The sequence below is a fragment of the Acidocella aminolytica 101 = DSM 11237 genome, from assembly GCF_900129125.1.
GTDB classification, from domain to species: Bacteria; Pseudomonadota; Alphaproteobacteria; order Acetobacterales; family Acetobacteraceae; genus Acidocella; species Acidocella aminolytica.
In genome coordinates this window covers 141453-163485 of sequence record NZ_FQVJ01000002.1, presented here as the reverse complement: position 1 = coordinate 163485, position 22033 = coordinate 141453, and the positions used below count along the sequence as shown (strand labels likewise).

The following is a 22033-nucleotide window of genomic DNA, read 5'->3' as shown; positions in this document are numbered from 1 at the left end:
GACGCTTCCAGGAATGAGGGCTGAAGGCAGCCCGACCTGAGGAAGTTCACCCGAACAGCTTGCCAGCGCCAAAGAGGCGCCTAAGAAAAGGCATGAACGAAGATACGGCAGAAGGCGCACGATATAATCCTCCATCGGGGGCGCCTGCATTGGCGCAAGCCGGACTGGTACTGCCAGCCCTTGTGCTGGTTTCCACGCCGATCGGCAACCTCCAAGATCTATCTGCACGTGCAAAACAGGCTTTAGCGGCTGCCGACGCCATATTGTGCGAGGACACACGGACCAGCGCCGTATTGCTGCGCGCCCATGGAATCGGCGGCAAGTGCATCGCCCTACATGAGCACAACGAAGCTGCTATTTTACCGAAATTAATCGAGTCAATGCAAAGCGGCCAGCGATTCGCACTAATTTCCGACGCTGGCACGCCCTTGGTGTCCGACCCCGGCTACAGGCTGGTGCGCGCCGCCATTGAGGCGGGGTTAAGCGTCTCAGGCGTACCGGGGCCAAACGCCGCTATATTGGCGCTGACCCTCTCGGGCCAGCCGCCGCAGCCGTTTCTGTTCACCGGCTTCGTGCCACCCAAATCCGGCGCACGCCAGGGGGCATTTGCCAAATTGCGCGGCGCGGAACTGGCGGGGCTGAGCGCGACCCATGTTTTTTACGAGGCGCCGCACAGGCTGGCAGCGTTTCTTGAGGACGCGCTAGCGGCGTTTGGCCCGCGCCAGGCAGCGGTCTGCCGGGAGCTGACCAAGCATTTTGAGGAAGTCCGGCGCGGTACCCTCGCTGAACTTACGGCGCATTATATGGCAGAACAGGCGCGTGGAGAGATTGTGGTAGTAATTGGCCCGCCCGGAGACGAAACGACAAACGCCGAGTCGCTCGACGAGGCGCTCATGACCGCGCTGAAATCCATGAGCGTAAAAGACGCCGCCGCCGCTGTAGCGGCGGCAACAGGGTTGCCAAAAAAGCAGGTCTATAAACGCGCCCTGGAGTTGGCGGGGAGTTAGGGGTAGAGACGTCCGGTTTCCCAGCTCTGGCCGTCAAGCCTAAAGATCACCCGGTCGTGCAGACGGAAATCCACACCTTGCCAGAACTCAAAATAATCAGGTTTCAACCGCCAGCCAGACCAGAAGTCTGGACGCGGCACGGGTTTGCCCGCGAAACGCTCTTCCATTTCGTGCAGCCGTTCCTCGAACATAGCGCGTGAGGCCAGAGGGCGGGATTGCTCAGACGCCCATGCGCCCAACTGAGAGGTGCGTGGGCGTGTCGCGAAATATTCATCGGCCGTGGTCGCCTCAACCTGGGTGACCTGCCCTTCGATGCGAATCTGCCGTTGCAGGCTCTTCCAATGAAACAGCAGGGCCACGTTGGGGTTTCCGGCCATGTCCCGCGCCTTCCGAGAGCCCAGATTGCCGTAGAAAACAAACCCTCGCTCGTCCCAACCTTTGAGCAGCAATGTGCGCGCCGCGGGACGCCCGCCTTCCCCGATTGTAGCCACCGTCATGGCATTTGGGTCGCTCGGCTCGGTGCGGCTTGCTTCCGCGAACCAGGTGCCGAATTGACGGAAAGGATCCTCGCTCATGTAACTTCACGCTCCTTGATATTTGCGAGCCTTGATTGGTTCACATACTCTATGCCACCAGCCCAACCCCAAGACGATAGCAGCACGGAGAATAGCCCCCATGCCCGAGACCGAGACTGAGACCGCCCTGCCCCAGGGCAACCTGATGCAGGGCAAGCGCGGCCTGATTATGGGCGTGGCGAATAACCGCTCAATCGCTTGGGCCATTGCGCGGGCCGTGGCGGCTCAGGGGGGCGAGCTTGCGTTCACGTATCTGGGTGACGCGCTGGAGAAGAGGGTGCGGCCCTTGGCAGCATCCGTCGGCTCTGACTTCGTGGTTCCTTGCGATGTGGGCGATGATGCCGCGATCGACGAAACTTTTGAGGCGATCAAGCAGAAATGGGGCAAGATCGACTTTCTGGTTCATGCCATCGGATTCGCGGACAAAAATTTCCTTCGCGGGCGGTTTGTGGATACGCCACGTGCCGTGTTCCAGCAGGCGCTGGATATCTCCGCCTACTCCTTTGCCGCCGTCTCCCAGCGCGCTTCGGCGCTGATGCCGGATGGCGGGTCGCTGCTAACGCTGACTTATCTGGGTGCTGAGCGCTGGATGCCGCACTATAACGTAATGGGCGTGGCCAAGGCGGCGCTGGAGGCCAGCGTACGCTACATGGCGGCAGATCTTGGAAAAGATAATATCCGCGTAAACGGCATCTCCGCTGGGCCTATCAAGACGTTGGCTGCTAGTGGCATTGGGGATTTCAGCTACATCCTGAAATGGAACAAGCATAACTCCCTCCTGAAGCGTAATGTTGAGCTGGAGGAGGTGGGAACCTCCGGGCTGTATCTACTTTCTGATCTGGCCAAGGGCGTGACCGGCGAGATCCATCATGTCGATTGCGGCTATCATGCCGTTGGCATGAAGCATCCCGATGCGCCGGATTTCTCGATTCTGAGCGAATAAGCCATGTCCTTCAACACGTTCGGGCAGCTTTTCCGTGTCACCACCTGGGGCGAAAGCCATGGACCAGCAATTGGTGCGGTGGTGGATGGCTGTCCGCCCGGCATCGAACTCTCGGAAGCCGATATTCAGCCTTATCTGGACAAACGCCGTCCTGGCCAGTCTCGTTTTACCACGCAGCGACAAGAGCCGGATCAGGTGCGGATTCTCTCGGGCATTTATGAGGGCAAAACAACCGGCACGCCGATCTCGCTGATGATCGAGAACACGGATCAACGTTCAAAGGATTATGCCAACATCACCGCGCGCTACCGGCCAGGTCACGCGGATGTGGCCTATGATATGAAATATGGCCACCGGGACCCACGAGGCGGCGGTCGCTCATCCGCCCGGGAAACTGCGATGCGCGTGGCGGCAGGGGCAATTGCCCGCAAGGTGCTAGGACCGGATGTCGTGATTCGCGGCGCCATGGTTGCCATGGGCGCCCACAAGATCGACCGAACCCGTTGGGATTGGGGGCAGGTGGATGAGAATCCTTTCTTCTGCCCGGATGCCTTGACAGCAACCGAATGGGAAGCCGAGTTGGATGCCATCCGCAAGGCCGGCTCTTCCATTGGCGCGGTGTTGGAGGTCGTGGTGGAAGGCGTGAAGCCCGGGCTGGGCGCGCCGCTCTATAGTAAGCTGGACGCGGATATCGCGGCAGCGCTGATGAGTATTAATGCCGTGAAAGCGGTGGAGATTGGTGACGGCTTCGATGCCGCAGCGCTCCGCGGCGAAGAAAATGCCGACGAGATGCGCATGAAGGAGGGGAAGGTAGAATTTCTCTCCAACCACGCGGGCGGGATTTTGGGCGGCATTGCGACCGGCCAACCTATTATTGCCCGATTTGCTGTAAAGCCAACGAGTTCTATTCTAATTCCCAAGCGATCTATTAGCGCGGATGGTGAGGAGGTTGAGGTGATGACCAAAGGGCGCCACGACCCCTGTGTGGGAATTCGCGCCGTGCCGGTAGGCGAGGCCATGCTGGCTTGCGTGCTGACTGACCACCTGCTGCGTCATCGGGGACAAACGGGACGTTAGGATAGTTAAGAGTCCGTTAACCAAGCGAGTTTTAAGAGCGGAATTATGACCCATTCGCAGCGTTCGGATTCGGCACAGGTTCCCTTTCATCAGCAACAAGGCGCCGCTTGGCTTAGTGTCGCCGCCATGCTGGCCGATCTGGCCTTTGAAACCGATCCACTAGGGCGCTTCACAGCCTTTGGACCTGGGCGGGTGCTCGGGCGCGCGCCTGCGGAAATGCTCGGGCAGGAGCTGGCCGGACTGATCGCGGGCGGCAAGGCAGAAGATACCTTGGTCAGCACCACTGAATTCAGGCAGATCGTCACCACAATCTGCGTGGAGTGCGTGGCTTGGCACGGGCAGATGCGTTTATCCTGGGATGGGAGCCAATCACGACTGTTCAGAGTTTCACTGGCGCCGCGCTTCTCAAACGGCAACATTGTCGGAACCTATGGCCTGCTGTTCGATCTGGAAGCAGCGGAACTCGCATTGCCCGGACGCGATAACGAGGGCAAAAACGGGCCACAAAGGGCTTCCATCCTAGATGTGGAAACCGGGTTGTGGACGGCTCCTTTCTTTGCCAATGAAATATCGCGGCGCCTTGACCGGTTGGATGTGGAAGAACGGCCGGGGACGCTGATTTATCTCGGTTTCTCACGCAGCACGTCCAAACTGCGCGCCGCGGTTGCTATGCGCCTAGCCGAGGAGTTGCGGGATATTGTCCGTCCGACGGATCTGCTGGGCAGGATCGATGAAACCACCATCGGGCTGTGGTGCGATGGCATGGACCATCTGACTGGCGGAGAGAGAGCGGCGAAATTCTGCACCACCCTGCCCTCGCTTTTGCCCGAGCAAGCTTTGTTGACAGTAGGCGTTGCACCACGCTGGTCAGGCAGCGGGGAAGATGCCGGCATAGTAATGGAACACGCGGCCGTAACGCTGCGACTGGCAGATTTTGCCTGCCAGCGTCAGGAGCCAGGGACCGAGCCAGCAAGTGCTTGGCGGGTGTGGCAAACTGACTGATGGTAGCCGGCGCCGGCATAGGCCCATTGCGCAGGAACGTCTTGCCTGGTCGCAACAGGAGCGCAATGCTGGGCAAAATGCTTCTGGAGCTTCACTTTGAAAATTCTGACCGCCGCTGCGCTGGGGTGTCTGCTCGCTGGTCCCACCTGGGCAAGGCAAGACCCTAAACCCAAGCCTTCGGGAATCGTGATCCATCTTTTCGGTCCCGCGGAGACTTCAACACCAAACGTGACGACGAATGGCAAAGGGCAAATTGCAACGGATACTAGCAGCGCATCCGACCAGAGCGGCCAGAATCCGAGCTGGGGTGATGTTCTGCACCAGATGTTCGTGACAGGGGACCCGGCACAAGATAGCAAACCGAGCTTTCCCACGGGGCGGCAGGGATCCCACTAAGGGCTGAAACGGTAAATGACTGAGCCGGGACGCTTTCACGCCCCGGCTGTTTTCAAATCATTGATCTTTGGCGCGCAACTCGTCGGCGCGCTTTTCCAGATGCTTGGCAAATTCATCAAGACGCCAAGCCTGGATGTCGTAAAATGTTACGTAGCCCTTCTTGTTGGCGTCGATCTCACTGAAATGCTCAACAACGGGTTTGAAATTGGCAGCCTTGGCCTGGGCCAGGGTCAAATGCCCATCATGAGATGTATTTGCCGCATAAAAGGCCATCAGTATCTGTTCTGGGCTCATCCAGTGATGCCTTTTGCCCTGATGTGACCAACCGGCGCCAGGGCCACCTATGCCTGAGGGCGGCAGAGGAGGATTGGCATTGTCATCCGCCCCCTGAGCAAAAGCGACGGCCGGCGCCAGAGCAAGGACGGAGGCAAGCAAAATACGGCGCATAAACAAACTCCAATTCAACGTGTAGGAGGCTGATTGGTATGCAGCGCCTGTAACGACACCATCTCGATGATGTGACAAAGAAAAACGGCACCCGAAGGCGCCGTTTCTATAATCCGCCCAAAAGCAGAGAGATTAGCGGGAGTAGAACTCGACCACGAGGTGCGGTTCCATCTGCACCGGGAAAGGCACATCCGCTAGCTTGGGCGCGCGTAGATAGCGGCCCTTCATCGCGCGGTGATCAACCTCAATATATTCCGGCACGTCACGCTCAGCACTCTGCACGGAGTCGAGCACGATTGCCAACTGCTTGGACTTCTCGCGCACTTCGATCACGTCCTCATCCTTCACGAGGTAGGAGGGGATGTTCACCTTCTGGCCGTTAACGAGCACGTGACCATGAGACACGAACTGGCGGGCAGCAAACGGGGTGATCGCGAACTTCATGCGGTACACAACCGCATCCAGCCGGCGCTCCAGAAGACCGATCAGGTTCTCGGAGGTGTCACCCTTACGACGCACGGCCTCTTCATAGTACTTGTAGAAGGTCTTTTCGGAGATGTTGCCGTAATAGCCCTTCAGTTTCTGCTTCGCCATGAGCTGCACGCCGAAGTCCGACGGCTTCTTGCGACGCTGGCCATGCTGTCCAGGGCCATACTCGCGCTTGTTCACGGGAGATTTAGCGCGGCCCCACAGATTAACGCCCAGACGGCGGTTAATCTTATACTTGCTTTCATTGCGCTTGGTCACGGCGCGTACACCTTTCTTGTTCAAATTCCGCCAGTAGTCTCTTTTCCGTTTTCACGGCAAAGAGCGGGCGCGAGCGACCACCGCCCGTCCACGTTCCCGGCAACGTCGCGGGGCTCTATAGGGTTGGAGAGGAGCCGTCAATGGCTTTGGCTTGATTTTGGGTTGGAAAAGGCAATTGGGCTCGCAGCTGGCTTTACGGCACGGCAACGATTGGCAGGCTGATAAACCATCGCGCACAGGGGCAGAAAAGTTTCGTGGGACGGTCGATCCATATGCCTTCATCACCCAAGGCGTGGCCTCCCCTCACCCCCACGCCTCCCCCCCAATACACGCCAGGAGACGACTTATCTTTCGAGTCTGGGGGGTAACGACCAGGGCCGCGGTGAGACAAAGCAGCGTGATGTGGCGACCGGGCTCTGAAGAGCTAAAGGCGGTATAGCGCCAGCGCCCCTGGAGGGTAAAACAAAACAGAATACTATAGCGGCCGCCGACCGGCGTTTCAGACCGATATCGAAAGGCTGGCGCGCAAACTGAGCAAGGATAAAAGGCTAGTTTGCCCATCAACTTCGCCAAATTTCCCGGGAACATTGATTTCTATGCCAGCAATCTCAGAAGAAGCCTCTTCTAAGCAAAGTAAACCAAAGCAATTCAAGGGGTTAATGTTAGCTCATAAGGCTTAATTAGAAGCCTCCCAACCCTCACAGCCACCGGTTACCTGAATCTAACAAACAATCAATGAGTCATACCTCCAGGAACGATATGAATGATCTAAACAGTAAGGGCATGGTCGTAAGCGCTCCTCAGCCCCATACTGGGAATTATGAAGACTAGGCATAAGCAGACCAAGCCCAAACCCCTGAAACCCGCTAAGGAAGCGCGGCGTGCAACGTTGCCCACCCGCGACGCGGTGAAGCGTTTTCTGTCTGAGGCGGAAGGCGTGCCGCATTTTCGGGATGTGGTCCGCGCCTTTTCCGTCGCGCCGGAGGACCGCAAGGCGCTGCGGGGCATCATGAAATCTCTGGAGGTTGATGGGCACGCCGAACGCGCAGGACGCAGGCGCTATGTTGAAGCGGGGCGCTTGCCGGAAAACGTCATGGTAGAAGTCACCGGTATCGACCGTGATGGAGAAGCGATCGCCCGGCCGGTGACATGGGACGCTGTTGGAAAGCCGCCCGTAATTTTCATGCAGCCGGAACGCAAGGGCGCGGCCGCGCTAGCTCCAGGGGCAAGGGTGCTCGCTCGGCTAAGACGTATTGGCCCGGACAAGTATGAAGGGCGGACAATCAAACGTGTAGAAGGCCAAAGCGGCAGCATTGTCGGGCTTTTTCATAAAACCCCGCATGGCGGACGAATCGAGTCCACAAACCGGCGGCAGAAAGGCGAATGGATAATCCCGGCCAGCGAAACAATGGATGCCGAGGAGGGCGAGATTGTCCGCGCTGAACCGCTGCCCGGCAAGCCCTTCGGCCCCAAACCTGCGCGCATCACCGAGCGTCTAGGCAATGCCAACGATGCACGCTCGGTCAGCCTTATCGCCATCGCTCAGCACGGGATTCCAATGGATTTCCCCGAAGCGGCGCTCAAGGAAGCCAAACGCGCCCGGAATGTAGCGCTGGGTAAGCGCACAGATCTGCGCGACCTGCCGCTTATTACCATCGACGGTGCCGACGCCAGGGATTTCGACGACGCTGTGTTTGCCGCCCCTGAGCCACACGGCTATCGGCTGATTGTCGCCATTGCGGATGTGGCACATTATGTAAAACCGCGCAGCGCGCTGGATATCGAGGCGCGACTGCGCGGCAATAGCTGCTACTTCCCGGACCGCGTAGTGCCGATGCTGCCAGAAGCCCTCTCCAACGGCCTCTGCTCCTTAAAGCCGGATGAGGAGCGCGGCTGTTTGTTCGTCGAAATCCATATCGACGTACATGGCACCAAGCTGAACCATAAATTCGGGCGTGGGCTGATGCGTTCCGCCGCACGCAAGACCTATGACGAGGTTCAGGCAGAGTTTGAGGATAATCCTGAAAATCACGGACATCTCTTCGCGGCGTTTCATGCGCTGAGCGAAGCACGGAAACGCCGCGGCACGCTTGACCTCGACCTGCCGGAACGCAAGGTCACGCTGGATGCGGCGGGGCAGGTGCAGAACATCGCCCCGCGCCCACGACTGGATGCGCATAAGCTGATCGAGGAATTCATGATCCTGGCGAATGTCTGCGCTGCGGAAGAGTTAGAGCGTCTGAAGCTGCCTTGCATGTACCGCGTACACGCCCCGCCCTCACCTGAGAAGCTGGACAATTTGCGGAGCTTTCTCGCCACACTCGATATTTCTTTGAAGCCCGGCGACCAGTTACATCCACGAGATCTTGACGGGATCTTGAAGCTGGTAGAAGGCACGCCATCAGCCACAATGGTCAATGAAACGATGCTGCGCGCCCAAAGCCAGGCTGAGTACGCCCCTGATAATATTGGACATTTCGGTCTTGCTTTAACGCGCTATGCGCATTTCACATCGCCCATCCGCCGCTACGCCGACCTTCTTGTGCATCGCGCGCTAATCAAGGGGCTAAAGCTGGGACGAGATGGTTTGACGGATGAAGAAATAGCTGCCTTTGCCGACACCGCCGAACAGATCACCGCCACGGAACGCCGCGCCACTTTGGCTGAACGCGATTCGATCGACCGTTATCTTGCGCTGTATTTGCAACACCGTGTGGGAGAGTTGTTCCATGCCCGGATTTCGGGGGTGACGAAATTTGGTCTATTCGCCACTTTAACGGAAAGTGGTGCAAGCGGGTTCTTGAGTATGGCGAGTCTGCCGGACGATGCGTGGGTTTATGATGAACGCGCTCAAACCTTGTCCGGCCGTCGGAGCCGCGTTGTGTTTTCCCTCACGCAGGAGATTGAAGTTCGGCTGAACGAGGCAAAACCCATAACAGGTGGGCTGCTTTTCGGCCTGACCGGGATGCCAGAAACCCAGGCCGTCCAGCGGCGCACGGGCAACCGCATGAAGCCCGTGAGACAAGCTAAAGCCCAGCAGAAGAAGCGGCGGTGAAGCGGAAGGTTATTCTCTTTCTGCTGTGCCTGTTGCTGCCGGTGGGTTTGTGCGCCCGCCCGGCAGAAGCCTCGACAACAGCTTTTGACAGCGCCGCCGCCGCCAGCGTGTGGTCTGCGGCGCTAGCCTATATTGCACCGCGCGCGCTGAACCCAGTGACCATTCCGCAAATGACATTGTGGGGACTTAATGGCCTCGCGGCGCTGGATCCCAACCTGAACACCAAGCTGCAAGATGGTGAAATTAGGCTTTATGGGCCGGACCGGCTGCTTTTGGCGGTGCCTGCCCCAGCCGCCAAGGATGCCGCTGGCTGGGGGCAAGCCGCCGGCAAGGTTGCGGCGGCGGCCTATGCGGCCTCTGTGCCGTTACAACAGGCCGGGACGCAGGGGATTATCAGCAATTTCTTCGACGAGCTGTTCAACCATTTTGACCCATACTCCCGCTATGAAGGCCCGGTGCAGGCCGCTCAGGACCAGTTGATGATTACCGGTCTGGCGGGCACAGGCGTGACGTTGACCTCGAAGGAGGGCCGGGTTGTGGTGGCAAGTGTTGCAGCAGACAGTCCGGCAGCAAATGCTGGCTTGCAACCGCAGATGGTTGTTTCCACTGTTAATGGCCGCAAAGCCTATCCTGGCATGGTAGAGGCGCTGAACAGAGGTATGGCCGGGTTGCCTGGCACCGCTTTTTCTATCTCCATCATTGATCCAACGGATGGCACCGATTCAAATCCCCAAAACTTCACGCTGAAACGCGGCTTTATTCCGCCTGAGACCGTCTTTGTGGAGCCACCTTTGGGCACGGGAATCGCGGTTCTCAAGATTGATGGATTCAATAAGGGAACAGGCGATCAATTTGCGCAGGCATTGGCCAGCGTAATGGCACAAACGCCGTCGCCCAACGCGCTGGTACTGGATTTGCGCGGCAACCGGGGTGGCGTGCTGCGCCAAGCGGTTCTCGTCGCGGATACGCTGCTGCAATCCGGCCCGATTGCCGAAACAAACGGACGCGACCCCGATGCCGACCAACACTTCACGGCAGAAGGAGCGGATTTGACCGAGGGTGCCAAAATAGCCGTACTTGTGGACGGCCAAACCGCCAGCGCGGCGGAAATCCTGTCCGCCGCTTTGGCCGATGACGGGCGGGCCGTAGTAATCGGCTCGGAAACGCTGGGCAAAGGGCTGGTGCAAACAGTCACCTCCCTGCCCGGCGGCGGAGAACTTTTTGTGACCTGGAGCCGGGTTTTAGCGCCACGCGGCTGGCCGCTGCAAGGGTTGGGGCTAATGCCGCAGGTCTGCACCAGCAATGGCCCCGATTCTCTCAACCAGCAACTTGCCGCGCTGGCAAAAGGGCATAATTTGCTGGCGCCCGTGCTGGCCAAAGCCAGGGCTATGCGCCCGCCAGTGAGCATTGACGCGATGCTGGCCTTGCGCGCGAACTGTCCAGCCGATATTGGCGGGGAGCTGGATGAGCAGGCGGCTGCCGCGATCCTGAGTAATGATAAAATGTATCAAGCTGCACTGCTGCATTGACGTCAGGCGCTTGACGAAACCTGGAAAACTGGGCCATACGGCCCGCTCTCGGAGATTCTTATTATGGCCAAATCGAACGTCGTCCAAATCAAGCTCGTGTCCACCGCCGATACCGGCTACTTCTATGTGACCAAGAAGAATGCCCGCGCGCAGACGCAGAAGCTGGAACTGAACAAGTATGACCCCGTCGTGCGTAAGCACGTGAAGTTCAAGGAAGCGAAGATCAAGTAATTCGCGGCCTTAGCTGCAAATGGCTGAAACTTCACACAAATTTCAGCCCATATGGGTCTAACATGCCCTTCAATTCAAGACTGAATTGAAGGGTTTTTCGTGCGTCTGTTTCTCTGCAAATCTTGCGGTCAGACATTGTTTTTCGAGAATAATGTCTGTGGCAGGTGCGGTTATGCCCTGGGCTTTTCAGCGGATACATTGTCTCTGCTGACATTGGAGACGCTGGAAGCGGGGCTTCAGCCGCTGGGTGGTGGACAGCTTTTTAGCTATTGCCGGAACGCGGGGCATGGCGTCTGCAATTGGTTGGTACCGAAAGCCGCGGCACACCTGGATGGGCTTTGTATCGCCTGCCGTCATAATCAGACCATTCCTGACCTTACCATTGACGAAAACCTGACGGCTTGGCGTGTCACTGAAATTGCCAAGCATCGTTTATTCTACTCGCTACTACGGCTGAAACTACCCCTGAAGAATCTTGCTGACGCGCCTGTGCTAGGGTTTGCATTCAACTTTCTATCCGACCCGCCAGAACCTGGCCCGCGCATTCTGACGGGGCATAATGAAGGGCTGATCACCATCAACCTCAAAGAAGCCGACGATGCGATGCGGGAGCGATTCCGCAAGGAGATGGGCGAGCCTTACCGTACCCTGCTGGGACATTTCCGCCATGAAATCGGCCATTATTATTGGAATCTTCTGGTCCGCGATGGTGGGCGACTGCAAGCCTGCCGGGCCGTGTTTGGGGATGATACGCTCGATTATGCCGAGGCCCTGCAAACACATTACGAACAAGGCCCGCCGCCAGAGTGGGAACAGAATTATATCTCAGCCTATGCCAGTTCACACCCCTGGGAAGATTTCGCGGAGAGTTGGGCGCATTATCTACACATTGCCGACACGCTGGAAACCGCCTCGGCCTTTGGGCTGGGGATTCATCCGTACCGGATGGATGAGAACCTGCTCCACGCTGACATCAATTTTGATCCTTATAAAGCCAAGACTGTCGGTCAGCTTATCCAAGCTTGGTTACCACTTACATTTGCCATGAATGCGCTGAACCGCTCCATGGGCCATGCGGATTCATATCCGTTTGTTCTGTCGGAAACCGTTATCGGCAAGCTCAGCTTCATTCACCACCTTGTGCAGGGGCAAATCGGCGAAGAGGCATTAAAAATGCCGCCAGCCCAAGTCTGAAAGGCGGAGCGGTTCGCCCGAACCGGACACGACCTGCACGGTGCTTCCGGCTTGAAACATGCCTATTTCCGTCACGGGCAAAACCCCACAGGCTTCGCGGAGGGCCGCGATATGTTGCGGCGGCACGGCCAGCAGCAATTCGTAATCGTCACCGCCGGTCAGGCGCGTTTCGAGATAGGCCGGGCCAAGGGCAGCCGCTTCAACGGACAGTGGGACTTTTTCAGCTTCGATAACAGCGCCAAGTCCGCTGCCGCGGCAAAGATGACCGAGATCTTGCACCAGTCCATCGGATATATCGATGGCAGCTGAAACAATGCCCGCTAGGCGGAGCCCCACACGAGGGTCCGGCAGCAAGGAGCGCCGGGTGAGCCAGCCCGAAGGGTCCGCCAGTCTACCCTGCCGCGCTTCCAGCCCCAGCGCGGCATCGCCGATAGTGCCGGTGACGAAGATCCTGTCGCCTGCCCGCGCCCCATTGCGCGGCAGGGCCTGGCCCGGCGCAACGTGGCCTATAAGGGTGGCGGTGAGGCCAATATCCGTGCGCGACGAGGAAGTGTCGCCGCCAAACAGCCCGATACCAAATATACTTTGGTCCTGCGCCAGCCCCGTTACAAACGCCGTCAGCCAGGATTCAGGAACCGTTTTTGGCAACGCCGTGGTGAGCAGGTAGCCCAGAGGCAAAGCCCCCATTGCCGCTAGGTCAGATAAATTCCGGCGAAGCAGCTTCCGGGCCACCAACGCTGGATCGTCGGCCGGAAGGAAATGCACGCCTTCCAGCATTTGATCCACTGTGAGTACCAGTTCACGCCCTGGTGGGGGAGCCAGTACCGCTGCATCATCCGCCAGCCCCCTGCCCGCTTCCGCTGCTAAAGGAGTAAAATAAGCCGCGATCCTCGCGAATTCGTCCATCAGCCGGCAGAGGAAAATTCCGCGGGGCGGAGCAGATGCGCCAGCTTGTCCAGAACACCGTTGAGCATGCGCGGCTCATCCCCGGAGAAAAAGCCGTGCGCAACGTCGAGATATTCATTGATCACGACCTTGGCCGGGGGGCCATCGGTCATCCACAACTCGGCACCGCCCGCGCGCAAGGCGGCACGCAATACAGGGTCAAGCCGCGTCATGGGCCAGGCTTCCGGCAAGGCTTTGGCAATCATGCCGTCCACCACGTCCTGCTGCTGCGCGGCCGTGCGGACGATGCGTGTGAAAAGCGGTACGTCTGCTTCTGGCATATTGCCCTCCTCCAGCCCGCCCTGCCAAGGCAGGCTGTGGATACGGTGCCGCACGAACTGGTCGATAACGATTTCCGGATTCACCTCGGCATGTTCAGCCTGATAAAGCGCTTGCACCGCCGCGACGCGGGAGAATGTGCGGGGGCGGCTCATGCTGAAAACCGGCGCTTGAGGGCGATTTGCTTCAGACACGCGACGGCAGCTTCAGCCCCTTTATTGGCCCCGGTCTCACGAGAGCGGGCCATGGCTTGGGCCAGTGTATCCACCGTGAGCAGGCCGGTGCCGAGCGCAAGACGGTCCGTGACGGCAACCCGCATCAGCGCGTCCATGGCGGAGGTGCATACAAATTCGTAATGGTCCGTCTCACCGCGCACTACGCAGCCAAGAGCAATAAAACCATCAAAAGCCTCCTGACCGGAGGCCGCGATGGCCAGCGCCTGGGGTAGCTCAAAGGCTCCCGCGACCTCAATCACGTCCAGCTTTGCCTGAACCTGATCAAAAATCTGCCTAGCGGCGTCTAACATACCCACCACCACATCGCGGTAATAAGGCGCGCTGATAATAAGGATTTTGGGGACGGGCCCGGCAATTTGCGGGGCCACGGGCAACGGTGCGTCTGCGGTGCTCATTTATGTAATAATCTTTAAAATAGGGCTAAATCAGTTGGTGCCGGAAAGGCCGCGCTGCTCAACAACGTTCAGCCCATACCCCTCCAGCCCGATGATGTTGCGCTTGTGGTTAGAGAGCAAGACCATGTTCTTGACCCCGATATCCAATAGAATCTGAGCGCCGATACCGTAATCACGCAGATCCCGGCTCTCGCCCGGCCCCTCCAGCAAGGCGCGCAGACCGGCGGACATGGCTTTGTTCCGCGTTTCACGCACAATCACGACAACGCCGCGCCCCACTTTGCCGATCTCCTGCATCGCGCCGTGGAGGGCTTCCATATGCCCATTGCCAAGTACATCGGCGATCAGATCCATGCCATGCATACGGACCAGCACAGGCTCTTCACCAGATATGTCACCTTTCACCAAGGCCAAATGCTCAACGCCATCCACCTTGCTTTCAAACGCGATCATCCGCCACGAACCGCCGTCGCGGGCGGTGACGTTGCCTTGTTCGAGGCGCTTGACCAGCTTCTCATTCGTACGGCGATAGGCAATGAGGTCCGCGATGGTGCCCAGTTTTATGTTGTGACGCTGTGCAAAAGCCACCAGTTCCGGCAGGCGGGCCATGGTGCCATCGTCGTTGATGATCTCACAAATCACACCCGCAGGGATAAGCCCTGCAAGACGCGCAATGTCCACGGATGCCTCAGTATGGCCCGCGCGCACCAACGTACCGCCATCACGCGCCATAAGCGGGAAAATATGCCCGGGCGAGACAATGTCATCACGCCCCAATTCCGGGTTGATTGCAACGGCAACGGTACGGGCGCGGTCTGCGGCGGAAATGCCTGTGGAAACACCTTCCTTCGCCTCGATTGAGATGGTGAAGGCAGTCTCGTGCCGGGTGCCGTTGGCCTGGGTCATGAGCGGCAGCCCCAGCGCCTCGCAACGGGACTTGGTCATGGCCAAGCACACCAACCCGCGCGCATGCTTGATCATGAAATTGATGGCATCCGGAGTTGCGAACTGAGCGGGAATAACAAGATCCCCTTCGTTCTCACGGTCCTCATCGTCAACCAGAATGAAAATCCGCCCGGCACGCGCTTCTTCGATAATCTCAGCCGCCGAAGATATATAGTCGTGCAACCCGTTGGTGGCGAGCGATTTCAAGCCGTCCATGATAAGCGATCCTTTCCCGCTGGAACGCCCAACCTTGGCGTTAGCGGAGTTTAAATAAGTCTATCTTACGAGTTCTTAAAGCTAAGTTGCCGCGCGAGATAGCGTGCCAGCATATCGATTTCGACATTGACACTATCACCGGCCCGCAGGGATGCGAAATTTGTATGCTCGGCGGTATGGGGAATGATGTTGATGCCGAACCTGAGGCCATCAACCTCGTTCACAGTGAGGGAAACGCCGTTGATGGCGATGCTGCCCTTCGGCGCCACAAAAGGAGCCAGCTCAGGCGGCAACTCAAACAACCAGCGGGTGGAGCCATTCTCTGGCGTGGCGGAAACAACGGAGGCCAAGCCATCGACATGGCCGGAGACAAGATGCCCGCCCAGTTCATCCCCCAGCCGAAGCGAGCCTTCCAGATTGATCTGTGCACCCTTGCGCCAGCTTGCGAGTGTGGTCTTGGACAAAGTTTCGGCGGAAACCTCAACGCTGAACCAGTCTGACCCGGCTTCGATCACGGTGAGACAGACGCCGGAACAGGCGATGGAGGCCCCGAGCTTTTTCTCAGCATTCCGCCATGTTTCATTATCCGGTGTTGCAATGGTGAAACGGGCATCCAGCCCGTTTCCGAGGGGAGTGATATCCTGAACCGTGCCAACACCTGTGATAAGTCCGGTGAACATAAAGAATCCTTATGGCAGGGCGCGAGTAAATTGGGAGAGCATGTCTGAGCCCAAATGCTGGCTGGAAACCGGCATGAATCGCGGCATTTCATTCAGGCTGGTGATGCCAAAGGCTTGAGCGGCCGGAAAGCCGTCTCCGCCAATGACGCAAGGGGCATGGAACCAAGCCAGCCTATCCACCAGCCCAGCCCGCAGCAGCCCCGCGGCCAGCGTTCCGCCGCCTTCAACGAATATTCGCGTCAGGCCATGCTCGGCCAAGGCTTTCATGCCAGCGGTCAGGTCTACACCAGCGCTTGAAGCGGGCAGTTCGATCAGCTTAACGCCCGCGCGTTCCAGCGCCTTACGGCGGAGCTTATCGGCACCGTCACGATGCAAAATCCATAGCGGATTTTGCGCCGCGCCACGCACCAGCTTGGAGAGCAGAGGCGTGCGCAAATGGCTGTCGACCACTACACGGATCAAGGGAGTTTCACGTAAGCCTTCAATTCGGCAGGTCAACTCCGGGTCATCGGCCAAAACGGTTCCAACGCCGGCTAGCACGGCATCGTGGCGCCCGCGCATGGCATGCACTGTGCGGCGGGCCGATTCACCCGTAATCCATTGTGATTCACCACTTGCGGAAGCGATCCGCCCATCCAAGGACGTGGCGAGCTTGAGCCGCACCAAGGGACGGTGCAGGCGTTGCACAGAGGCAAAGCCAGCGATAACCGCCTCACATTCCGGCCGCAGCACGCCAACTGTGACGCTCACGCCAGCTCCCCGCAACCGGGCAATACCGGCGCCGTCTACACGTGGATGGGGGTCTTCTGCACCGATGACCACGCGGCCGAGGCCCGCTGAGATTAGAGCCTCCGTGCAAGCACCTGATTTTCCGGTAAAGCTGCACGGCTCCAAAGTGACATAAGCGGTGGCGTCGCGGGCATGTTCGCCAGCCATCTTAATCGCGTTGACCTCCGCATGGGGACGCCCGCCTGGTGAGGTAAAGCCGCGCCCGATAACGCGGCCTTGTTTGACGATGACACAGCCAACAGACGGATTAGGGGCTGTCTGACCTAGACCGCGCCGCGCCAAAGCCAAGGCGCCGCGCATAAAATCCTCATCACTCATTTTTGCGGCGTCTCCGGCTGTGCCAGGGGCGCGCCTTCCATGCCTCCGAGGAAAGTTTTAAAATCACCAGCTTCACGAAAATCCCTATAAACAGATGCGAAGCGGACATAGGCCACCGCATCAATCTCTTTAAGAGCTTCCATCACCGCTTCGCCGATTGATTCGCTTTTCACCTCGCCATCGCCGCTGGCTTCCAACTTACGGACGATTCCGTTGACGATCCGCTCCTGCCGATCTTCATCCACCGGGCGTTTGTTCAGCGCGACACGGATGGAACGGGCCAACTTATCCCGGTCGAAGGCGACACGGCGGCCATCTGCTTTCAGCACGGTCAGTTCGCGCAGTTGCACGCGCTCAACCGTGGTGAAGCGTTGCCCACAGCCGGCGCAGAAGCGCCGACGGCGGATGGCGCTACCATCGTCCGTGGGGCGGCTATCCTTCACCTGGGTGTCGGAGTCTCCACAGAATGGGCAGCGCATTAAACGTTCCTTGTTACCTGTAGATCGGAAAGCGGGCGCACAGAGCCTTCACACGGGCGCCTACGGCAGCTTCAGCCGCATCGTTAGTACCGTCGTTGGACTTGGCGAGACCATCGAGGACCTCACCGATCATCTCGCCGATTTCCTTAAACTCGGCGATGCCGAAACCCCGCGTCGTGGCGGCGGGGGTCCCGAGGCGAATACCGGAGGTGATGGCGGGCTTCGCCGGGTCAAACGGAATCGCGTTCTTGTTTACTGTGATGTGGGCGTGCTCAAGCGACGCCTCAGCAGCTTTGCCGGTGGTGTTCTTGGGACGCAGATCAACCAGCATCAAATGGCTGTCCGTCCCGCCAGTCACGATGGCAAGGCCCTGCTCCACCAAGGTTTCCGCAAGCGCCTTGGCGTTCGCGGTAACGGCCTTCTGATAAGCCACGAAGTCCGGCGTCAGCGCCTCGCCAAAGGCAACAGCCTTGCCCGCGATAACGTGCATAAGCGGACCGCCTTGCAGGCCCGGGAAGGTCGCGGAGTTGATTTTCTTGGCGATGTCCTCATGGTTGGTCAGAACCATTCCTCCGCGCGGGCCGCGCAGGGTTTTGTGGGTGGTGGTGGTGACCACATGGGCGTGCTCAATAGGGCTGGGATAGATGCCTGCCGCAACCAGCCCCGCGAAATGGGCCATATCAACCATGAAGAAGGCGCCGACTTCATCCGCCACCACGCGGATACGGGCGAAATCAATGAAACGCGGATAGGCGGAACCGCCCGCGATGATCAGCTTGGGCTTATGTTCGCGGGCGAGACGCTCCAGCTCCTCATAATCCAGCAATCCATCGTCAGCACGCACGCCATACTGAACGGCGTTAAACCATTTGCCAGAAAGATTCGGCGCGGCGCCATGGGTCAGGTGACCGCCAGCGGCCAAGGACATGCCGAGAATGGTATCGCCAGGCTTCACCAAGGCCAGCAGCACAGACTGGTTGGCCTGAGACCCGGAATTGGCCTGCACATTGGCAAATCCACAACCAAAGAGCTTCTTGGCGCGCTCAATGGCCAGGGTTTCAACCTCATCAGAGGGGCCGCAGCCGCCATAATAGCGCTTGCCGGGATAACCCTCGGCATATTTATTGGTGAAAACAGACCCCTGGGCGGCCAGAACAGCGGCGGAGACGATATTCTCGGACGCGATCAGCTCGATGCCATCCTGCTCGCGCGCCATTTCGCGGCCAATGATAGCGGAAACTTCCGGGTCGATTTCCGCCAGAGGGGCGGTGAAGAAGCGTTGCAGGCGCGGGGCAAGAACCTGGTCGTTCATGGCGTGTGTTCCGTGGGCTGATAAAGTTTGGCGAGGCGGCGTTCATGTCGCCCACCTTCGAAATCCGTGTTGATGAATACGCGCAGGATATCCAGCGCGACCTCCTCACCGATGATCCGCGCGCCGAGGGCAAGCACATTGGCGTCGTTGTGCGCGCGGGTCAGGCGGGCGGTGGTGACGTCATGTACCAGCCCGCAGCGAATACCTGAATGACGGTTGGCAGCGATGGACATACCTATGCCGGTGCCGCAGACCAGAACGCCTAAATCGGCCCTCTTCTCCTCAACGGCAGTGCAAACCGCCTGAGCAAAATCAGGGTAATCGACGCTGGCCGTGCCGTCCGTGCCGTAATCTTGCACCTCATGCCCGGCTTCGACGAGTGCTGCCGCCAGCCGGTTCTTGAGTGCCACGCCACCATGGTCGGCGCCGAGCGCCAGGATCAAAGAACGAGTCATGGGGCCCCCTTATCATGTAGATACGACGGTTGAAACCATTGCTTTCTCATGTCTGACCTCTTGGAGGCGGCCAGTGGCACAACTGCCCGCTAATGGCGGCGCTCGGCCCCGTCGCCATCGGGAATAAGTTGGAGTAGCTTCTCGCCATGCTTGGACAGAAATTCCCCCTGACGCGCCTGCGCCGTAACCGCTTTGATGATGCAACCCGCCGGATGGTGGCCGAGCATAAGCTCTCGGTCGATGACCTGATCTGGCCAATTTTCATACGCGAGGGCGATGGCGCGCCCACGGAAGTCTCCGCCATGCCGGGCGTATTCCGCGTTGGCTTGAATGGACTGGCAAAGCATGTCGAGGAGGCGGCGAAGCTGAATATCCCAGCATTGGCGCTGTTTCCTGCGACGCCTGCGGACCTCAAGAACGCTGAGGGCACGGAGGCCCTGAACCCCGAAAACCTGATGTGCCGGGCAGCGCGGTTTTTAAAGAAAGAGTTTCCGCAGATGGCGCTCGTCGGGGATGTGGCGCTCGACCCTTATACGGACCATGGGCATGACGGCGTAATTCGGGATGGCTATGTCGTGAATGACGAGAGCGTGGAGATTTTAACCAAGCAGGCGCTTAATCAGGCGGCGGCGGGCATCGACATCATCGCGCCGTCGGACATGATGGACGGGCGCATTGCCATGCTGCGCGAGGCCATGGACGGGCAAGGCCTGATCCATACTCGGATTATGAGCTACGCCGCAAAATACGCCTCCGCTTTTTACGGGCCTTTCAGGGACGCCATCGGCAGCCTGGGAGCGCTGAAGGGCGACAAGAAAACCTACCAGATGAATCCGGCCAATACCGATGAGGCGCTGCGGGAAGTGGCGATGGATATTGCCGAAGGCGCCGACATGGTGATGGTGAAGCCGGGCTTGCCGTACCTAGACATCATCCGCCGGGTGAAGGACGAGTTTGGCGTGCCGGTATTCGCCTATCAGGTATCCGGCGAATATGCGATGATTGAAGCCGCCGCGCGAAATGGCTGGCTGGACCATGATAAGGCGATGATGGAAGCCCTGCTATGCTTCAAGCGGGCAGGCTGCTCGGGGATTCTCACTTATCATGCGGTGCAGGCGGCGCGGATATTGGAGGAGGAATGAGCCTCTGGCCCAACGCGCGGCTTCCTGATCTTTCCGGCCAGACGGCGGTTATCACGGGCGCTAATAGCGGCATTGGCTATTATGCGGCTTTGGAATTCGCCCGCGCCGGGGCTGATGTTATTCTGGCCTGCCGCAGCGTAGAACGCGGCAAGGCGGCCCTGGCAGGAATCGAAGTGCAGGCCCGTGGGCGCGCGCGGCTCGAATTGCTGGATCTGGCGGATTTGGAGTCGGTGCGGGCGTTTGCTGCGCGTATTGCGGCGCGACAGGAAGCCATCGACATTCTGCTCAATAATGCCGGCGTGATGGCACCGCCCACCCGGCAGACAACGGCGCAGGGGTTTGAATTACAGCTCGGGGTGAATTTTCTCGGGCATTTTCTACTGACCGCCTTGTTGATGGAGAAGCTGAGGAAGACACGGGCAACGCGAATCATTCAGGTCTCGTCCATCGCGCACCGACAGGGCCGCATGGCTTGGGAAGATTTGCAATCCGAGCGGCAGTACCGCGCCTGGAACGCGTACCGGCAAAGCAAGCTCGCCATGCTGATCTTCGCCCTGGAATTGGGGCGGCGGGCCGAGGCGGCGGGCCTGAAGGCGCTGTCACTCGCGGCACATCCCGGTATTGCGGCGACAGAGCTGGTGCGCAACGGGCCGGGGCGGAACAGCCTGATTGGTGTGCTACAAAATCTGGCGGCGCCGCTTATTCAACAGCCCGGTGACGCCGGGGCCTGGCCGCTGATTCTCGCCGGAATCGATCCCGCGGCGCGGCAGGGGGCTTATTATGGCCCTCAGGGCTGGCTGGAATGCCGGGGCCTGCCCGGTGCCGCCAAGGCCGAACCCAAAGCCCTGGATAAAGACGCAGGACAAAGACTTTGGGATGCCGCCGAACAGCTGACGGGCACGGCCTTCAGACTCTACCCGTAAGGGCGGCGCGTAATACGGACAAACGGTCCTGAACCCCCCTTGGCGCGGCGGAATGGCCTAGATCTCGCCGAACGAAGGCGGCGGGCGCCCAGGCGGCGAAGGCACCACGAGGCGGTTTGGCGTCCAGGAGCTTTCGAGCTTCGGCAATCAAATGCTCAGGCGGCGTGCCGTCGGCAGGGAGCAGCGAGCGCTCCTGGCGGGCCAGAAACGGAGCAGCGCGCAATATGCCGGAAATCGCATAGGCTGTGCCTAAATCCTCGATGACTGGGCTGTCCACGCCTAAGACCTGGCCCGCGATACGCGCCAGTTGCCCGCCTGTGCCGCGCGCATAGCTGAGAAAAGCCGGTAGATTTTGGATCCGGTCGTCAGCCTCGGTCTCGCGGGCGCCGATCAGCGCCAAAAGCGACTGACGCGGGAGCGCCCCGGCATCCAGCACTTCGGCCAGCGGAGTGGCAAGTTCATGCTTTTTATGTTGGCCCTGCACAACCTCCCGCCACCATTGCAGGCGGATGAGGGCCAGCATCGGGTTGCTTGCAACCTCACGCGCCCGGGCAAGCTCATGATTAAAAAGGTAAAGCAAGCATAAAGGCGTACGCCGGGCAGCGGGGGCGAAAAGTGTGGCGAAATGCCGGTCCGGGTCGGCACGGCGGAGGCGGGATAAAAAGCTGTCATCGCTTGACGGAGGCATGAACACTCCATAGCTAATCGAGGCGGCG

At 59.1% G+C, this 22033-nt stretch carries 23 protein-coding genes; 10 read left to right on the top strand and 13 right to left on the bottom strand.

The features are described from left to right. Positions 1 to 92: 92 nt before the first annotated feature. Positions 93 to 1007: a 16S rRNA (cytidine(1402)-2'-O)-methyltransferase gene (rsmI, locus tag BUB54_RS01915; protein WP_048877831.1), complete on the top strand. Its 915-nt coding sequence runs from the start codon at positions 93 to 95 to the stop codon at positions 1005 to 1007. Here the strand turns inward: rsmI and pdxH are convergent. After that, positions 1004 to 1582 carry a pyridoxamine 5'-phosphate oxidase gene (pdxH, locus tag BUB54_RS01910; protein ID WP_048877830.1) on the bottom strand — a complete coding sequence of 193 codons (579 nt, stop codon included), beginning with the start codon at positions 1580 to 1582 and terminating at the stop codon, positions 1004 to 1006. The genes rsmI and pdxH overlap by 4 nt on opposite strands. Positions 1583 to 1682: 100 nt before the next feature. On the opposite strand from pdxH, the gene fabI reads away from it, so the two are divergent. Genes fabI through BUB54_RS01895 form a run of 3 tightly spaced genes read left to right on the top strand, consistent with a single transcriptional unit; the run spans position 1683 to position 4604 of the window. Next, positions 1683 to 2525, top strand: a complete 843-nt coding sequence (gene fabI, locus BUB54_RS01905) for an enoyl-ACP reductase FabI (RefSeq protein ID WP_048877829.1) — start codon at positions 1683 to 1685, stop codon at positions 2523 to 2525. Between the two features lie 3 nt (positions 2526 to 2528). Beyond that, entirely contained in the window at positions 2529 to 3602 is a 1074-nt protein-coding gene (gene aroC, locus BUB54_RS01900) for a chorismate synthase (RefSeq protein WP_048877828.1), read from the top strand. A gap of 45 nt (positions 3603 to 3647) precedes the next feature. Further along, positions 3648 to 4604 carry a GGDEF domain-containing protein gene (locus BUB54_RS01895; RefSeq protein ID WP_048877827.1) on the top strand — a complete coding sequence of 319 codons (957 nt, stop codon included), beginning with the start codon at positions 3648 to 3650 and terminating at the stop codon, positions 4602 to 4604. A gap of 453 nt (positions 4605 to 5057) precedes the next feature. On the opposite strand, the gene BUB54_RS01890 is transcribed toward BUB54_RS01895, so the two are convergent. Further along, positions 5058 to 5447 (bottom strand): EF-hand domain-containing protein, encoded by a 390-nt coding sequence (locus BUB54_RS01890; protein ID WP_052948299.1) that lies wholly within the window; start codon positions 5445 to 5447, stop codon positions 5058 to 5060. Between the two features lie 132 nt (positions 5448 to 5579). Then, complete coding sequence (gene rpsD, locus BUB54_RS01885; RefSeq protein ID WP_048877866.1) at positions 5580 to 6194, bottom strand: 30S ribosomal protein S4; 615 nt, start codon at positions 6192 to 6194, stop codon at positions 5580 to 5582. Positions 6195 to 7014: 820 nt separating this feature from the next. Here rpsD and rnr point away from each other — a divergent pair. The 4 genes from rnr to BUB54_RS01865 all read left to right on the top strand — a co-directional run bounded on the left by rnr (position 7015) and on the right by BUB54_RS01865 (position 12203). Further along, positions 7015 to 9249, top strand: a complete 2235-nt coding sequence (gene rnr, locus BUB54_RS01880; RefSeq protein ID WP_048877826.1) for a ribonuclease R — start codon at positions 7015 to 7017, stop codon at positions 9247 to 9249. Further along, positions 9246 to 10778 (top strand): S41 family peptidase, encoded by a 1533-nt coding sequence (locus tag BUB54_RS01875; protein ID WP_052948298.1) that lies wholly within the window; start codon positions 9246 to 9248, stop codon positions 10776 to 10778. Before rnr ends, BUB54_RS01875 begins: the two co-directional genes overlap by 4 nt. Positions 10779 to 10841: 63 nt before the next feature. Further along, positions 10842 to 11009, top strand: a complete 168-nt coding sequence (rpmG, locus tag BUB54_RS01870) for a 50S ribosomal protein L33 (RefSeq protein ID WP_048877824.1) — start codon at positions 10842 to 10844, stop codon at positions 11007 to 11009. A gap of 99 nt (positions 11010 to 11108) precedes the next feature. Next, entirely contained in the window at positions 11109 to 12203 is a 1095-nt protein-coding gene (locus BUB54_RS01865; RefSeq protein WP_048877823.1) for a zinc-binding metallopeptidase family protein, read from the top strand. Here BUB54_RS01865 and thiL read toward each other — a convergent pair. The 9 genes from thiL to rpiB form a co-directional block, all read right to left on the bottom strand. Continuing rightward, a complete protein-coding gene (gene thiL, locus BUB54_RS01860; protein ID WP_073211138.1) occupies positions 12177 to 13109 on the bottom strand; it encodes a thiamine-phosphate kinase in 933 nt (310 codons plus the stop codon). The genes BUB54_RS01865 and thiL overlap by 27 nt on opposite strands. Then, on the bottom strand, positions 13109 to 13582 hold the full coding sequence (gene nusB, locus BUB54_RS01855) for a transcription antitermination factor NusB (protein ID WP_048877821.1): 474 nt from the start codon (positions 13580 to 13582) through the stop codon (positions 13109 to 13111). Before nusB ends, thiL begins: the two co-directional genes overlap by 1 nt. Next, positions 13579 to 14058 carry a 6,7-dimethyl-8-ribityllumazine synthase gene (gene ribH / locus BUB54_RS01850; RefSeq protein WP_048877820.1) on the bottom strand — a complete coding sequence of 160 codons (480 nt, stop codon included), beginning with the start codon at positions 14056 to 14058 and terminating at the stop codon, positions 13579 to 13581. The genes nusB and ribH overlap by 4 nt, the downstream gene beginning before the upstream one ends. A 30-nt stretch (positions 14059 to 14088) precedes the next feature. After that, the gene (gene ribB, locus BUB54_RS01845) at positions 14089 to 15219 is read right to left on the bottom strand and encodes a 3,4-dihydroxy-2-butanone-4-phosphate synthase (RefSeq protein ID WP_048877819.1); all 1131 of its coding nucleotides are present in this window, start codon (positions 15217 to 15219) and stop codon (positions 14089 to 14091) included. Positions 15220 to 15284: 65 nt separating this feature from the next. Next, the gene (locus BUB54_RS01840) at positions 15285 to 15899 is read right to left on the bottom strand and encodes a riboflavin synthase (RefSeq protein ID WP_048877818.1); all 615 of its coding nucleotides are present in this window, start codon (positions 15897 to 15899) and stop codon (positions 15285 to 15287) included. Between the two features lie 9 nt (positions 15900 to 15908). Then, positions 15909 to 17006, bottom strand: a complete 1098-nt coding sequence (ribD, locus tag BUB54_RS01835; RefSeq protein ID WP_048877817.1) for a bifunctional diaminohydroxyphosphoribosylaminopyrimidine deaminase/5-amino-6-(5-phosphoribosylamino)uracil reductase RibD — start codon at positions 17004 to 17006, stop codon at positions 15909 to 15911. After that, positions 17003 to 17485 carry a transcriptional regulator NrdR gene (gene nrdR / locus BUB54_RS01830; protein WP_048877816.1) on the bottom strand — a complete coding sequence of 161 codons (483 nt, stop codon included), beginning with the start codon at positions 17483 to 17485 and terminating at the stop codon, positions 17003 to 17005. The genes ribD and nrdR overlap by 4 nt, the downstream gene beginning before the upstream one ends. Before the next feature lie 13 nt (positions 17486 to 17498). Next, positions 17499 to 18797: a serine hydroxymethyltransferase gene (gene glyA, locus BUB54_RS01825; protein WP_048877815.1), complete on the bottom strand. Its 1299-nt coding sequence runs from the start codon at positions 18795 to 18797 to the stop codon at positions 17499 to 17501. Then, a complete protein-coding gene (rpiB, locus tag BUB54_RS01820) occupies positions 18794 to 19252 on the bottom strand; it encodes a ribose 5-phosphate isomerase B (protein WP_048877814.1) in 459 nt (152 codons plus the stop codon). Before rpiB ends, glyA begins: the two co-directional genes overlap by 4 nt. A gap of 146 nt (positions 19253 to 19398) precedes the next feature. On the opposite strand from rpiB, the gene hemB reads away from it, so the two are divergent. Continuing rightward, positions 19399 to 20394, top strand: coding sequence for a porphobilinogen synthase (gene hemB / locus BUB54_RS01815; protein WP_048877813.1), 996 nt, complete (start codon positions 19399 to 19401; stop codon positions 20392 to 20394). Next, on the top strand, positions 20391 to 21317 hold the full coding sequence (locus tag BUB54_RS01810; RefSeq protein ID WP_048877812.1) for an oxidoreductase: 927 nt from the start codon (positions 20391 to 20393) through the stop codon (positions 21315 to 21317). The genes hemB and BUB54_RS01810 overlap by 4 nt, the downstream gene beginning before the upstream one ends. Here BUB54_RS01810 and BUB54_RS01805 read toward each other — a convergent pair. Further along, the gene (locus BUB54_RS01805) at positions 21301 to 22005 is read right to left on the bottom strand and encodes a phytoene/squalene synthase family protein (protein WP_048877811.1); all 705 of its coding nucleotides are present in this window, start codon (positions 22003 to 22005) and stop codon (positions 21301 to 21303) included. The two genes, BUB54_RS01810 and BUB54_RS01805, sit on opposite strands and share 17 nt — an antisense overlap. Positions 22006 to 22033 lie beyond the last annotated feature (28 nt).